Source organism: Bacillus cereus, from assembly GCF_025917685.1.
GTDB lineage: Bacteria > Bacillota > Bacilli > Bacillales > Bacillaceae_G > Bacillus_A > Bacillus_A cereus_AT.
Genome location: NZ_CP089518.1, coordinates 1,012,563 through 1,026,437, shown reverse-complemented (window position 1 = coordinate 1,026,437; position 13,875 = coordinate 1,012,563). Strand labels below are relative to the sequence as shown.

Genomic DNA, 13,875 nt, shown 5'->3' with positions numbered 1-13,875 from the left:
GCATAATAGATAGTAATGAAAAAGAATGTTAAAGTGGGTGAGTAAATGAAAAGTGGAGAAAAAGATTACTCGGTAAAAGAAGCGATGATTTTCAGCCAACGCATTGCTCAATTATCAAAAGCGTTATGGAAGTGCGTAGAGAAAGATTGGCAACAGTGGATTAAACCTTACGATTTGAACATTAATGAGCATCACATTTTATCAATCGCTTATCATTTAAAAGGGGCTTCTATTTCTGAGATTGCTAAGTTTGGAGTTATGCACGTATCAACGGCGTTTAACTTCTCTAAAAAGCTAGAAGAACGCGGCTATCTTGTATTCTCGAAAAAAGAAGATGATAAACGAAATACGTACATTGAAATTACAGACAAAGGGGAAGAATTACTACTTCGCTTAATGGAGGAGTATGATCCTGAAAATAATTCTGTGTTTAATGGGGCACTTGCTCTTCGTAATTTTTACGGTAAGTTCCCAGAAAATATCGAACTTATCGCAATCCTGCGTAATATTTACGGACAAGACTTCATCGATATTTTTGAGAAATCATTAGAGAATATTGAGGAGAACTTTACGGAGTCCGATCAAAAATTAGTTAAAAAATAATCTTTTTATCTTTTCGCAATCATGCGTAAAAATTCATTCATAAGTGGCACAAATAAGCCTTGTTTTACTAGCGCTTCCGCAGTTTCGTTTACTTCGAGCTGATGTGGAAGCGCTTTTTCAAATTGATCTAACAGCGCATCGAACAATAGAAAGCCTTCCGCTTTCTCCTTTACGTATTGTTCGTTCAGCTTTTCACAAAGATTTAGTATACGTTCAATATCTTTTTTACGAGCTTTTTTCTTTATGATTAAAGAATAAAATGGACACTTTTCTTCATCAATCATTTTAAATAGTAGGTCTACGTAATATTCAGCTTGTTCTAGTCTTCTTACAACGTCCATTTTCTCCCTCACTTCCTAACACAAAGTCTTCTATTTCTGAATTTTGTAACACGAACAAAATATCGTATGATACAATATATAAAGTATATGTATTTTAGCCAAAAGGAGGTCTCGCCTCATGACTCTTATAACCGTTGTTTTTGTCGCATTTGCACTTCTTGTTATATTTTACACGAATTTCATGACACATACACTGTGTGAGCGAAAACAAATATCTGCGAGCCGCCAGCCAGGTGTCTTTCGAGTTATTAATGTATGTATTACCATTCTATTAATTTCTAGTTATGTAGAAATTATATTTCATGGAAAGTGAGGAAGGAAAGCCCCTTCCTCATTTTTTTCCTCTATAAGCAAATTATACCTACTATAACCAATAAAATAAACAGTACAAGTAATAAAATAAGTTGAGAATTCATCCCCCATCCCCTCCTCTTTTCTGTATATGCAGCATGCGCCCAATGTGGTACCCCTTCAAAATCTGACACAAACTGGTTAAAATTTCTTTATCAATAGGAAAACGAGTCGAAATATGATATATTAAATTTTGTACATATTGCTTATACTATGAAATAAACGACACGCATCTAAACTTTATCCCAAAGCCTCGCTAAGCCCTGTTAAGCGTGCTTTTACATATAAAAAAAGCAAAGACATCAGTGAGACTTAATCGGGTTCTTATGAACGAAAATAACCTATCATAAGGCGTTTCTTCATTTGTATGGGATAAATTAAAAATACATAATAGTAGGAGTGTTTATTGAATGAAGAAAGCTATGCTTGCCTTAGCCGCAACAAGTGTAATCGCATTATCAGCATGTGGAACATCATCATCATCAGACAAAATTGTTACATCTAAAGCTGGTGACATCACTAAAGAAGAGTTCTACAATCAAATGAAGACACAAGCTGGTAAACAAGTACTAAATAACATGGTTATGGAAAAAGTACTTATCAAAAACTACAAAGTCGATGACAAAGAAGTAGACAAAAAGTACGATGAAATGAAAAAGCAAGTCGGTGATCAATTCGATACACTATTGAAACAACAAGGCCTTAAAGAAGAAACAGTTAAAAACGGTGTTCGCGCTTCATTAGCTCAAGAACAAGCAATTGCAAAAGCAATCACTGATAAAGACTTACAAGCAAAATATGAAGACTATAAGCAAGAAATTAAAGCAAGCCATATTCTTGTAAAAGATGAAGAGACTGCTAAAAAAGTGAAAGAAGAACTTGCACAAGGTAAATCTTTCGAAGAGTTAGCGAAAAAGTACTCTGAAGATCCAGGTTCAAAAGAAAAAGGTGGCGACTTAGGATTCTTCGGACCAGATAAAATGGTTAAAGAATTCGATGAAGCTGCTCGTAAGCTGAAAAAAGACGAAGTAAGTGAGCCAGTAAAAACACAACATGGTTACCATATCATTAAAGTAACTGATACTCATGCTGACAAAACTTTCGATCAAGCAAAAGCTGACATCAAAAAAGAAGTAGTTCAAGAAAAATCACAAGACGCTCAATTTATGAACGATCTTATGATGAAAGAAATCAAAAAAGCTGACGTAAAAGTTGACGACAAAGATTTGAAAGATCTTTTCGAAGAACCAAAAGCTGACGCTAAAAAAGACGCAAAGAAATAATGAAAAGCTCGGGCTTAGCCCGAGCTTTTTTGTATGTTCTCTCTTCGCGATACGTTACATCCAGATTCGGTAAATGAAATTATGCGATTGGTTCTTCAAATCGATCAACTATAGATCTATTTATATCAGCGATTTTTCAATTATATCGACCGTAACTCCAATTATATCGGCGATTTTTCAATTATATCGACCGTAACTCTAATTATATCGGCGATTTTCGAAATATATCGACTTACCGACAAAAACTGACAATGCTTGCAGTCCCCTCTTAAAGAAAAACAAAAAAACCTTGATTCGCTCAACACGAAACCAAGGTTTATCTCATCATTATTGATTAAATTAAAAAACTATGTTAAATTAGTACAGAAACGCATTCGCTAAAAACAACAGAATGTATTTATCCGTATCTTAATTGTACACCAAAACACATCTTCAGTCAACCTCTATTTTTCACTTTTAAAGGAGCGCTTACGTATGAACAAAAAACTTGATTTAGAGCAAAAACGATTGGATACCGTAATAGAAACGATTACGGAGCAAATTGATAAACTGGAAAACGAAACTGGCAGACGCCGGGCAGAAGTAATCAATATTCGTAAACATTTTTGGGATGACGTTAAAGTGAATACTGATACTTTTGATGATTATCTTGAAACAGTTATCAACTTAAGACAACAAGCTCAGTCACTAGCTGTCACACAAATTACCCATAAGCACACCTTTAATCGACTTGCCGCATTAAGACGCATGCATAAAGCACCTTACTTTGGGCGAATTGATTTCAAAGAAGAAGGAGAATCTGCTGCGGATCAAATTTACATCGGCGTAGCCACACTTACTGATGCAAGCGGAGAAAACTTTCTTATATATGACTGGCGCGCACCCATTTCGAGTGTTTACTACGATTATCCACCAGGACCGGCTGAATACAGTACACCAGGAGGCGTAATCCACGGTAATGTGGAGAAGAAATTACAGTACATTATTCAAAATGGCGAGATTGATTCTATGTTCGATACGAGCCTTACAATCGGCGATGAAATCCTGCAACAAGCGCTCGGAAAAGGTACAAACAAACATATGCAAAGTATTGTTGCTACTATCCAGCGCGAGCAAAATGAAATTATCCGTCACGATGAAGGTCGACTACTTATCGTGCAAGGAGCTGCTGGTAGCGGGAAAACGTCAGCTGCCCTGCAACGAATCGCCTACTTACTATATAAATATCGCGAATGGTTAAAAGCAGATCAAATTATTCTCTTCTCCCCTAACTCTATGTTCAATAGCTACGTTTCTAACGTACTACCTGAACTCGGTGAAGAAAATATGCAGCAAGTTACATTCCAAGAATATTTAAACCATAGACTAAGCAAGTCATTTGACGTTGAAGATCCTTATGAGCAATTAGAATATATGTTAACTGAAACGAATAGCCCTATCTATAAAACGAGAAATGCTAGCATTCGATTTAAAGCATCTACTCAATTTTTCGAAATGATTAGAGCGTACAGACAATCTCTTGAATCTTCAGGCATGCTATTTAGAGGAATGAAATTTAGAGGAAAACTGATTGCCTCTGCTAAAGAAATCGCAGAGCAATTTTACAATACCGACTCCTCCCTCCGTTTCCATAATCGAATTGAAAAGTTAACGGATTGGCTAAATAAACAAATAGATGCAATCGAAAAGGCAGAACTAAAAAAACCTTGGGTAGAAGAAGAAATTGAACTACTTAGTAAAGATGAATATCAAAAAGCTTATAAATACTTACAGAAAAAAGGAGAGTTTGACGACAACTCCTTTAATGATTATGAGCAAGAAACGAAAGTACTTGGACGTATGATCGTCCGCAAAAAATTGAAGCCGCTTCGTAAAGGTGTTCAAACACTACGCTTCATCAATTTCACGGGAATATATAAACAACTCTTCACAGATGCATCATTGGTTACTGGAGAAAAACCGAAAGAATGGGATGATATTTGCTCATTAACAGTGAACATGCTCGATGAAGGAAAACTATATTACGAGGATGCGACTCCATTTTTACTTTTAAAAGAGTTAATTGAAGGCTTCCAAACGAATAGATCGATTAAACACGTACTCGTAGATGAAGCACAAGATTATTCGCCGTTTCAGTTCGAGTTTTTAAAACGTCTCTTCCCTGCTGCAAGAATGACTGTACTCGGGGACTTTAACCAAGCGATATTTGCCCATGCGAGTGAAGCAGTGAATTTCAATACACTTACTAGCTTATACGGACCAGATGAAACGAACGGTATCAACCTAACTCGTAGCTATCGCTCAACAAAACCGATTATTGAATTTACACGTGCTCTCGTACCGGAAGGCAATAACATTCATGCCTTTGAACGTGACGGTGAGAAACCTACAGTGACGAAAGTGTCTAATTTCAGCGAACTGCACGACCGTATTACTGCCAAAGTTGCTGAACTACAAAAACAACAGCACAATACGATCGCAATTATATGTCAATCCGCAGCTGAAAGTGCCGCTGCCTACGAGGCACTCAGTCATATCGAGAATATTAAACTTGTGAAAAGTAACTCAGCCGAGTATGAGCAAGGCATCGTCGTTATCCCTGCTTATTTAGCAAAGGGTATCGAATTTGATGCTGTTATTATTTACGATGCTTCTAAAGATGTGTACAGTGATGAAAGCTTGTGTAGATTGTTCTACACTGCTTGTACGCGCGCGATGCATGAATTGCAGCTTTATAGCGTCGGCGAAGTTAGTCCTTTTGTACTTGGGGCTGATTCGGAGAGTTTTGAACTTATAACGAAAACACCTTGATGATTCAAGGTGTTTCTTTTTTATGCAGGATTTACACCTTAAAAATAGAATATATCATTTTATAAAAAGCTAAGGAGTGACAAGATGAACCATTATTTTATTGCTATTTATGACGGCGTGTTTCCTACCGAAAAATTACATACCATTTTACAATCTAATCCTACTTTTACCGACCTAAACATCCGCCCTCTCAAAATCTCATCACCAAGACCTTTCACATTATTAGTTGGCGAAGAACATGATGCACTCACAACTGGACTTACAGACAAATACCACTTATTAACGAAAGAGTTGCAAACACTTGAGCAGCAAGAGAAATACTATTACGTATACGATTATAAAATTAGAAAGACCATCGAGAATCCTACCCAAAAATGCTTTCCATTAGCACAAATCAATATAAGTGTTACGAAATTCCATCAGATGATTCAAAAAGTAAAAGACTTAAAACGACCTGTATTTGCAGGGTATAACATCATTTCTCATGATGCAGACATACTTACGATTGATGTACTTCTTTCTTCACCTTTATTGGATCCTAACACTTCCGAAAAAAATACGGAAGAATACTCCTATTTACAGCAGCTAGCTGAATCAATTTCTCGTTCTGAATTATGTACTTCTATTAAAGCCAGTTCGCTTATTTAAACATAAAAAGAGGGTTATTTATCATAACCCTCTTCTACTATCTATTTACGTTTGTACTTGATCATAGTAATGATTTTTTTATATACAACTTATATAAGTATCAAGGTGTTTTTCTCATTCTAAACGAAATATCTTTACGTCGATATACACTGAGCACAATCCCCATTAAAAGCGCATGAAATACAGTCGGCGTTAATCCGTAGCTAATAAAAGGTAAGGATATAGCAGCAATCGGTAATAGGCCTAGAATCATGCCAACATTATAAATAAATTGAACTACAAAAAGAGTCATCCCTCCAACGAGAAGCAGTTTACCGTACCGGTCATTTATTTTATAAGATATGACCACTATCCTTGCCACAAAAAGAGAAAGAACGAACACAAGAATTAGTGCCAGAAAATACCCATAATAGTAAGTCAAACTTGCAAATACAAAATCAGTATCTCCAGCAGGGATGAACTTTGTATCTCCAGCTGTACCAAACCAACCTGCTGACGACATTACCTCTTTTAAACGTATATACATAAACCCTGCGCCACGTGCATCACGCTCTGGATTTATATATGCTAAAAAGGTAGGCCAGTAGTATCTTTTCACTGAATCCAGGGAAAAGGACATCCTAATAATAAATAAGCAAATGGGTACAGCTGTAATAATCACTGCCGTTTTCTTTCCTAATTTACTCCACCAAAGCATAACGAAGACCATCGCGATATAAATAAACATTGTTGAAAAAGCGGATCCAATTAAGAATAAATACAGAGAAAACAAATACAAAGCCACAAGATACCTAACTTTCACCCTACTATTATTGAAAAAAGAAGCCCAAGCTAGAAAAAAGAACGGCACTGCCATTAAACGGCCAATTGCAACGGGACCAATTTTTATTAACGGTTCTCCAGCCACCCCAGCGTTTGGAAAACAATTTAATATTAACAAGATAAGTACACCAATTGTATAAAACAGCCACCCTAATCTCTCTAATTTCCGGTAATCAAGTAGCATCATCACTACAACTGTTGCAATACCGAGAATAACAGATAGCACCTTATTCATTAGAAAATCATTCATATATCCAAAAGCTAGAACCGGCAAAAATCCTAGCCCCATCGCAACCACTAATAAACCAATTAAAAACCAATCCACCTTTGGCTTATGTAGTTTGTTAAGCTCCTGGCCAAGTTTAATCGGACTCCCCATTTGCTCAACAGCCTTATCTTCAGCAATTTCCTCGCTTAACCCTTTATCCATCCACATATTCTTCGTCTGTTTTAAGTGAAAGTCTAGTTCAGTTGCCACCAAGTCCTTCGCTTCTTTTGATTTAATATGGTTCGTAACTTCTTTTAAAAACTGCTCCCCTTTTTTGTTCAATTTTTTCTCACTCCTGTACTAATCCTTTTAATATAATTCGTGCCTTCGTAGCATTCTTCTCTGCCTTTCGCAGCATCTTATTTCCTTTATCATTTAATTGATAATATTTAGCTCCTTCGTGATCCCAACTCGATTGGATAAAACGATTCTGTTCTAAGCGGTGTAATAAAGTGTATAAAAAACCTTCATTTCCTTCGAACTTTTGAATCCCTCTCCCCCGTAGTAACTGCATCAATTCATAACCTGTTTTTTCATTCATAAGAAGTTGCAACACTGCTAAAAGGATATCTTCTTCCTTTTCGGACGATTGATTGATTTTTTCACGCACCCGCTTTCGATGCTGATCAGAAAAACTCAAATGTTTAAAAGTTGTGTTCTCCATTGATTTTCGCAAGCCTTTTAATCGATCTTCCATTTGATTATCCCTCCAATCCTTTCTTCAATAGTTCCTTCGCTTTTTTCAATCTCGTTTTTATCGTGTTTTCCTTCACTTCTATTACCGTAGCAATCTCTTTAATTGATAACTCTTCATAATAAAATAGATAAATCACTTCTCGATATTTTATCGGTAAATTCATTACTGCAGAAGCCAGCCTACTATCCTCTGCATTTTGAATGACAGTTTGTTCGACACTATCATTTTGAATCTCAATATACGCAGATTCATCCTCTGTCACGATAACTTTTTTGTTATACCAACTTTTTAAATAGTCCTTACAATGATTAATCGCAATTCTCCATAACCATGTTTTTAAATTAGAATTCCCTTTATATGTATGAAGAGATTTATAGCATTTCACAAATATATCTTGCGTTAAATCCTCAGCAACCTCTTTATTATTCACATATGAATACACAAGCTGCAGGACTTCTTGTCCATACTTGTTCATTATTTCGTCGATAAGGTCCTCCTTATCTTCTATTTCAAACACTTCTACCGTTAATTCATCCACATCATTTCCTCCTTCCCATATATTAGACGACGCACGCCATGGAAAAGTTTTATAAATTCATAAAAAAATACGGATGGCAATGTCCGTACCGTTTTTTACCTTTATTTTAAATCTAATTTTCTTTACGAGGAGTAAACCTTTTATTCATTTGTATTAGCTCAACCAAAGAGCAAAATCCCTTTGCTCATTTTTGTTACGAAAAACTCTAACTCGTTACCTTAATAAAGATTATGAGTATACCATTTAATAGACGTATCAATATTTGTAGTTGGAATATAATTATGTCCTATCAGTGTAAATAAAAACTGTTTTAACATTCATTTCTATAAACTTTCATAATTATCCGCACGAAAAACATATCGCATACATTCTTTAAGGTTAATTTTAATACCCTCAAATATAAAAAGCGTTATCCTTTCGCAAGCTCAGTTTACTTTCACTCTTACTTTGATGGATGTGTAAGGTCTCCCTACAAAGAACAATATAAAAGTAACATCCATAATTTTGCACTCACCCTATTTTACATTTACTCTGATTCTGTCATTTCATCCATATGAATCTGTTTTCCTGTGAATAGTTTGTAAAACAGATGTGTGCGAATATCTAACAATTTATGTAGCGCATACCGATATCCATCTCCCACCTAAAATTAGTGTTTCACATTTTTGAGGAAGGAGTATTTTGTCAGAAAACAATAAAATCTTATTAATTTTTATAATTAGTAGAATTTTTATAGAAATAATCTTCTTAATCTATTAAAATTAATATCGAATGATGACAGATTATATCATATGATGTCAGATTGTAATAAGGGGAGAGAAAATTTTATGTTAAAAAAAATCATTCCAGTTGCTTTAGCATTAAGTACAATTACTTTTTCAAGTGTATTTGCTGCGCCTTCGGCTCAAACAAATACAGAACCAAACCGCTACATAGATGTACAAATGCTCGGTATTAACGATTTTCATGGGCAACTAGACACTGTAAAGAAAATTAACAATAAAGATGCAGGGGGAATCGAGTACTTAGCGGCTTATTTACGTGATCGTGAAAAACAAAATCCAAATACATTAAAGGTTCATGCGGGCGATATCGTTGGAGCAAGTCCTCCTGTCTCAGCATTATTACAAGACGAACCTACGATTGAATTTCTAAACGATTTAAAATTTGATGTTGGAACCATCGGAAATCATGAATTTGATGAAGGTGTTGAAGAAATGCACCGCCTTATTTATGGTGGATACCATGAAAAAACAGGGAATTTTAAAGGAGCAAAATTCCCATATGTTGCCGCAAATTTCTATAATAAATCCACCGGGCGTCTATTTTTACCACCATTTACTATAAAAAAGGTACAAGGAGTTCCTGTTGGCTTTATCGGAGTCGTAACAACAGATGTTCCTAACGTTGTTATGCCTACTATGCTAAAGAATGTAGAAATTACAGATGAAGTTGAAGCCATTAACAAATCCGTAAAGCAATTGAAAGAACTAGGCGTTAAATCTATCGTTGTTCTTGCGCATAACGGAGGTACAACAGATGCGAACGGCGTAACAAATGGTGATCTCGTCCGATTAGCAAATGAGACTGATCCAGAAGTCGATGTTATTTTTGGGGGGCATAGCCACACCTATGTAAATGGAACTGTTAATAATAAACTTGTCGTACAAGCAAATTCTTATGGAATGGCTTTTGCCGATGTTGATGTAAAGATTGATCGTAAGACAAAAGATATTGTCGAGAAAAAAGCAGAAATTGTTACAACTTACCATGAAGGCATAGAGCCTGATAAAAAAATAAAGAAGAAGATGGAGAAGTATCAAGCTAAAATCGCACCTCTTGTCAATGAGGTTATTGGTAAGTCTACCAATCCACTAGATCGCAAACTAAATACGGCTGGTGAATCTACTCTCGGCAATTTAGTTGCTGATGCCCAGCGTGCAACAATGCAATCCCAAATTGCTCTTATGAACCCTGGTGGTATTCGTAATGACTTAGATGCTGGTGATATTACATGGGGAGAAATATATGGCATTCAACCATTCGGAAATCAATTAATAAAGGTTAATTTAACGGGTCAAGACATACGTGATATTTTAAATCAACAATGGCAAAAAGACATCACAAGAATGCTTCAAATTTCAGGGATCCAATACACTTGGGATGCGAACAAGCCAAATGGAGAAAAAGTCACAAGTATTCACTTAACAAATGGAGAAGAAATTATTCCTTCTAAAACTTACAGCGTTGTTGCGAATGCATTTCTAGCTTCAGGTGGCGATGGATTTGTATCCTTTAAAAATGGGAAAGATGCTGAAACAGGACCAACTGATTTTGAAGCATTAGTAGATTATATAAAACAAGCAAAAGAACCAATTCAGCCTATTATTGATGGAAGAATCCAAAAAATAAATTAGCTTTCATTAATCTCAAAACACCTAACCTAGATTACCTGTTCACTATACTTTTTAGTGTGCAGGTAATCTTATTTTTCTTGTTTTGGTTTGAAACAAAGTCCTACCGTGGTCAACGAATTTACCATCGATATGCAAAGCACCAAAAAAGTAAAGTCAACGTCAAATAATTTGAGCTGATTTGAATTATCTAGATATGTTTTCCATCTACAATACTGTATAACTCTCACCTGTTCAGAAAAACGGGTTTTTCTTTTAATAACTTTGCTTAGCGTACGAAATTCGCGTTTTGTTGGCGCTACTCCATCACCATCAAGCTATGAAAAGCAAATACCCCAAAACGAAAATATAAGCCGTTTTCTTTCAAAAATACATGGAATTTTTAGCCTGTGTTGTTATAAAATTCTTAAGTTGATGGGCATGGGGTACCCCCAGCATGGTAGGAACATATAAAAATATAGTTATAGAAAAAGAGAGAGTGGATTCCTTTTGAGAGTAAGGATCCGCTTTTTTCTTGCTACTGATAATGAGACACTATATCTGACTTACATAAATATCCTATTTGTTCAAATTTGTCCTTGCTGATGGTACAATTAAAGTCATGGAGGGCTATTATGTTAAATTTTTATGTAACACTGTTTCTTATATTCGGCACTGCAATATTCTTATTTTTTAAATCTGGTTCACCAAAAATTAAGGCTAAAAACCTATCGTTGATAATGGTCTGTTTAGGGATAAATCTACTCACAAGTCCAATAGCTTTTTTTATAGGCGGGATGGCAACAGCCCCTCCAGATAGTACTGCACTTGATTTTTGGGGAGGATTTCTCTTCATTCAGGGAATACCGCTTCTCATACTACTTGCAGCTTTTTTGAAGTTGGCACTAGCAAAGAAAACAAAACAAGTATAGAAGCATATAATGAATAGGTGGATTCCTTGCGAGAGTAGGGATCCACTTTTTTCTTCCTATCAATAATGTTACGTTATGTTAACTTTATATGAATATCCTATTCATCCAAATGTACACAAAATAGGCCTTGCTAATGGTACAATTAGGATAACGGAGGAATATTATGGGATATCTTAATCAGCTTTATGTAATACTGTATTTTATAATCGGCCTTGCAGTATTCTCATTCTTCAATTCTGATTCACCAAAAACTAAGGATAAAAATCTAACATTCATAATGGTCAGTTTAGGGGTAAATCTATGCACAATTCCAGTGGCTTTATTTATAGGTGTGATGGCAACAGACTCTCCATATAGTACTGAACTTGATTTTTGGGGAGGATTTCTCTTTATTCAGGGAATACCGCTCCTCCTACTACTTGTAGCTTTGATATGGTGGTTTATCCGCAAGGGCAAAGAAAAAATCGACACATAGAAGTTTAAAATGACTTCCGCTAACGATAAGTATGTAAATGAGCTGCCGATATGGGCAGCTCATTGTATTTTGCTTAACATGTTTTTTCAAAAATGATATCAGTTAAAAGAACAAAAAACTAAGACCGCAACTAAGAATCTTATCTCTTTCTATTCATTCTTCAATTACCATCCACCTTTAGGTACAATCGTAAAGTCAATGTTGTTTACTGGGTCTTGACCTACCTTTAGTTGGTAGTAGAACCCCCTCCCATCTTTTACCTCGTTTAAGTCTACTCCACTATCTATTAGCTTATTTACTTCTTCAATATTGAGTTTTGGGTCTGCAATACGAATGATGATTTCCATTAGTTTTCGATACTGCTCATTAGCTGTCTTATCCTCAAATACCAGTTTTTCAGTTGTAACCGAATAGGAGTTTGACAGCCAATCACTTTTACCCATTTTGGAATAAATTTCAAATCCTTTCCAGTCTGCTTTATAGATACGATCGTTTTCTTTATCACGATACTCTATATTTGAATCTTCGATCTCAATCATGCCATTTGAGTATTCTTTTAACTTATTTTCAAAGTCTAATCGATGTGTGAACCCGTCTTCAATAGTATCCTTAGTTAAAATATCTCGTCCGCAACTAGAGAGAATAAGTAGTAAAAAGATAGAGAATAAAATAGCGCAAATCTTTTTCATAGAATTTACCTCATTTGGTTTATTTTTAACATTTATATTTAAACATAACTTGATTTTAAGATAAAGGGTGTATACAACTTTGTTTCAAATTCACAATAAAGATACAAAATAAAAAGTACCCCTAATGTAGCGGTACTTCTGTTGTTTTATAATTCCGTCAGCAATTCGAATTTTCTTTTTTGATCCGAAGATAGTTCATTTTCTACATAACTTTTTATAAGTAGATCAATTATTTCATGAGTATATTTAGCATTTTGACATCATTTACCGTATTCGTGTTTCCTCTACATTTTAGCTCCTTGGTTAAAAAGTCCTAATTGATTTTTGTTCCATAAAAGGGACATATAATGTAGTAACTGATCGCATAAATATAATCATAATATTTCCGCATTTCCATTGGATTTAATACTAATAAATTATAAAATGATACCGTATATAAAACTATACGGTATTCAAAAAGATTGCTATTATTCCTCGTAATGAAAGGAGTTATTACAATCAAAAACAATAATAATCAACATCCGCCGGACAAAATCGATAAGTGGTTGGTTTTTACTGGTTATGCAGCTTTTGTTTGGTCAGCTCTATTCGGGTTAATTCACATTTATTGGGCGGCAGGAGGTACTTTAGGATTTGAAGGCAGGACAATGGGCAAAGTGTTATTCATCATTAATCTAGTTGCAATTGCTCTATGTATAGTTGCTGCATTTACTGCACTTGCACTTGTTCAAGCATGGGGACGAAGATTTCCATCCTGGTTGTTGCTCACTGCAGCATGGGGAGCATGTGCAATTTTAGGTTTGCGGGGTGGCGTAGGGATAACTCAAAGCTTGTTGGACTCAGAATCCCTTTCTTTACTATTAGTAATTGTTGAACCGTTTTTCTTGTTAGGAGGAATCTTATATGGGCTTCTTGCTTTTCTTTATATTTACACCTCCAATAATAAGAAAAAAACAAAACAAGACGGGATAAATCTATAACAATATGGCTGGCTATGTCCATACCGTTTTGTTATACCTTTATT

The 13,875-nt window shown here is 35.3% G+C and carries 14 protein-coding genes; 9 read left to right on the top strand and 5 right to left on the bottom strand.

Translation table 11 applies throughout. From position 1 onward, the window contains the following. Window positions 1–45 precede the first annotated feature (45 nt). Complete coding sequence (locus LUS72_RS05235; RefSeq protein WP_000834920.1) at window positions 46–603, top strand: HTH-type transcriptional regulator Hpr; 558 nt, start codon at window positions 46–48, stop codon at window positions 601–603. 5 nt (window positions 604–608) lie between these two features. On the opposite strand, the gene LUS72_RS05230 is transcribed toward LUS72_RS05235, so the two are convergent. After that, a complete protein-coding gene (locus tag LUS72_RS05230) occupies window positions 609–944 on the bottom strand; it encodes a DUF1878 family protein (RefSeq protein ID WP_071747306.1) in 336 nt (111 codons plus the stop codon). Window positions 945–1,062: 118 nt separating this feature from the next. Here LUS72_RS05230 and LUS72_RS05225 point away from each other — a divergent pair, with 118 nt between their 5' ends. From LUS72_RS05225 to LUS72_RS05210, 4 genes are all read left to right on the top strand, one after another. Next, on the top strand, window positions 1,063–1,257 hold the full coding sequence (locus LUS72_RS05225; protein WP_000172693.1) for a hypothetical protein: 195 nt from the start codon (window positions 1,063–1,065) through the stop codon (window positions 1,255–1,257). Between the two features lie 448 nt (window positions 1,258–1,705). Further along, entirely contained in the window at window positions 1,706–2,578 is an 873-nt protein-coding gene (prsA, locus tag LUS72_RS05220) for a peptidylprolyl isomerase PrsA (protein ID WP_097829914.1), read from the top strand. A gap of 474 nt (window positions 2,579–3,052) precedes the next feature. Then, on the top strand, window positions 3,053–5,389 hold the full coding sequence (helD, locus tag LUS72_RS05215) for an RNA polymerase recycling motor HelD (RefSeq protein WP_264448649.1): 2,337 nt from the start codon (window positions 3,053–3,055) through the stop codon (window positions 5,387–5,389). Between the two features lie 84 nt (window positions 5,390–5,473). Next, window positions 5,474–6,037, top strand: coding sequence for a hypothetical protein (locus LUS72_RS05210; protein ID WP_097829912.1), 564 nt, complete (start codon window positions 5,474–5,476; stop codon window positions 6,035–6,037). Between the two features lie 100 nt (window positions 6,038–6,137). On the opposite strand, the gene LUS72_RS05205 is transcribed toward LUS72_RS05210, so the two are convergent. Genes LUS72_RS05205 through LUS72_RS05195 form a run of 3 tightly spaced genes read right to left on the bottom strand, consistent with a single transcriptional unit; the run spans window position 6,138 to window position 8,362 of the window. Then, window positions 6,138–7,409: an FtsW/RodA/SpoVE family cell cycle protein gene (locus LUS72_RS05205; RefSeq protein ID WP_097829911.1), complete on the bottom strand. Its 1,272-nt coding sequence runs from the start codon at window positions 7,407–7,409 to the stop codon at window positions 6,138–6,140. A 7-nt stretch (window positions 7,410–7,416) separates the two neighbouring features. Beyond that, complete coding sequence (locus tag LUS72_RS05200) at window positions 7,417–7,824, bottom strand: PadR family transcriptional regulator (RefSeq protein WP_264448648.1); 408 nt, start codon at window positions 7,822–7,824, stop codon at window positions 7,417–7,419. Between the two features lie 4 nt (window positions 7,825–7,828). After that, on the bottom strand, window positions 7,829–8,362 hold the full coding sequence (locus LUS72_RS05195; protein WP_097829909.1) for a sigma-70 family RNA polymerase sigma factor: 534 nt from the start codon (window positions 8,360–8,362) through the stop codon (window positions 7,829–7,831). A gap of 827 nt (window positions 8,363–9,189) precedes the next feature. On the opposite strand from LUS72_RS05195, the gene LUS72_RS05190 reads away from it, so the two are divergent. From LUS72_RS05190 to LUS72_RS05180, 3 genes are all read left to right on the top strand, one after another. Then, on the top strand, window positions 9,190–10,779 hold the full coding sequence (locus LUS72_RS05190) for a bifunctional metallophosphatase/5'-nucleotidase (protein ID WP_097829908.1): 1,590 nt from the start codon (window positions 9,190–9,192) through the stop codon (window positions 10,777–10,779). A gap of 611 nt (window positions 10,780–11,390) precedes the next feature. After that, the gene (locus LUS72_RS05185) at window positions 11,391–11,687 is read left to right on the top strand and encodes a hypothetical protein (protein ID WP_071772337.1); all 297 of its coding nucleotides are present in this window, start codon (window positions 11,391–11,393) and stop codon (window positions 11,685–11,687) included. Between the two features lie 163 nt (window positions 11,688–11,850). Continuing rightward, the gene (locus tag LUS72_RS05180; RefSeq protein WP_071747296.1) at window positions 11,851–12,162 is read left to right on the top strand and encodes a hypothetical protein; all 312 of its coding nucleotides are present in this window, start codon (window positions 11,851–11,853) and stop codon (window positions 12,160–12,162) included. 164 nt (window positions 12,163–12,326) lie between these two features. Here the strand turns inward: LUS72_RS05180 and LUS72_RS05175 are convergent, their stop codons facing one another. Further along, on the bottom strand, window positions 12,327–12,851 hold the full coding sequence (locus LUS72_RS05175; RefSeq protein WP_097829907.1) for a hypothetical protein: 525 nt from the start codon (window positions 12,849–12,851) through the stop codon (window positions 12,327–12,329). 479 nt (window positions 12,852–13,330) lie between these two features. Here LUS72_RS05175 and LUS72_RS05170 point away from each other — a divergent pair, with 479 nt between their 5' ends. Continuing rightward, on the top strand, window positions 13,331–13,831 hold the full coding sequence (locus LUS72_RS05170) for a DUF3995 domain-containing protein (RefSeq protein ID WP_097829906.1): 501 nt from the start codon (window positions 13,331–13,333) through the stop codon (window positions 13,829–13,831). Window positions 13,832–13,875: the final 44 nt, after the last annotated feature.

Bases quoted from the DNA above. Each gene is read 5' to 3' on its own strand.
- LUS72_RS05235 (WP_000834920.1), top strand. From the start codon at position 46: ATGAAAAGTGGAGAAAAAGATTACTCGGTAAAAGAAGCGATGATTTTC.
- LUS72_RS05230 (WP_071747306.1), bottom strand. From the start codon at position 944: ATGGACGTTGTAAGAAGACTAGAACAAGCTGAATATTACGTAGACCTA.
- LUS72_RS05225 (WP_000172693.1), top strand. From the start codon at position 1,063: ATGACTCTTATAACCGTTGTTTTTGTCGCATTTGCACTTCTTGTTATA.
- prsA (WP_097829914.1), top strand. From the start codon at position 1,706: ATGAAGAAAGCTATGCTTGCCTTAGCCGCAACAAGTGTAATCGCATTA.
- helD (WP_264448649.1), top strand. From the start codon at position 3,053: ATGAACAAAAAACTTGATTTAGAGCAAAAACGATTGGATACCGTAATA.
- LUS72_RS05210 (WP_097829912.1), top strand. From the start codon at position 5,474: ATGAACCATTATTTTATTGCTATTTATGACGGCGTGTTTCCTACCGAA.
- LUS72_RS05200 (WP_264448648.1), bottom strand. From the start codon at position 7,824: ATGGAAGATCGATTAAAAGGCTTGCGAAAATCAATGGAGAACACAACT.
- LUS72_RS05190 (WP_097829908.1), top strand. From the start codon at position 9,190: ATGTTAAAAAAAATCATTCCAGTTGCTTTAGCATTAAGTACAATTACT.
- LUS72_RS05185 (WP_071772337.1), top strand. From the start codon at position 11,391: ATGTTAAATTTTTATGTAACACTGTTTCTTATATTCGGCACTGCAATA.
- LUS72_RS05180 (WP_071747296.1), top strand. From the start codon at position 11,851: ATGGGATATCTTAATCAGCTTTATGTAATACTGTATTTTATAATCGGC.
- LUS72_RS05175 (WP_097829907.1), bottom strand. From the start codon at position 12,851: ATGAAAAAGATTTGCGCTATTTTATTCTCTATCTTTTTACTACTTATT.
- LUS72_RS05170 (WP_097829906.1), top strand. From the start codon at position 13,331: ATGAAAGGAGTTATTACAATCAAAAACAATAATAATCAACATCCGCCG.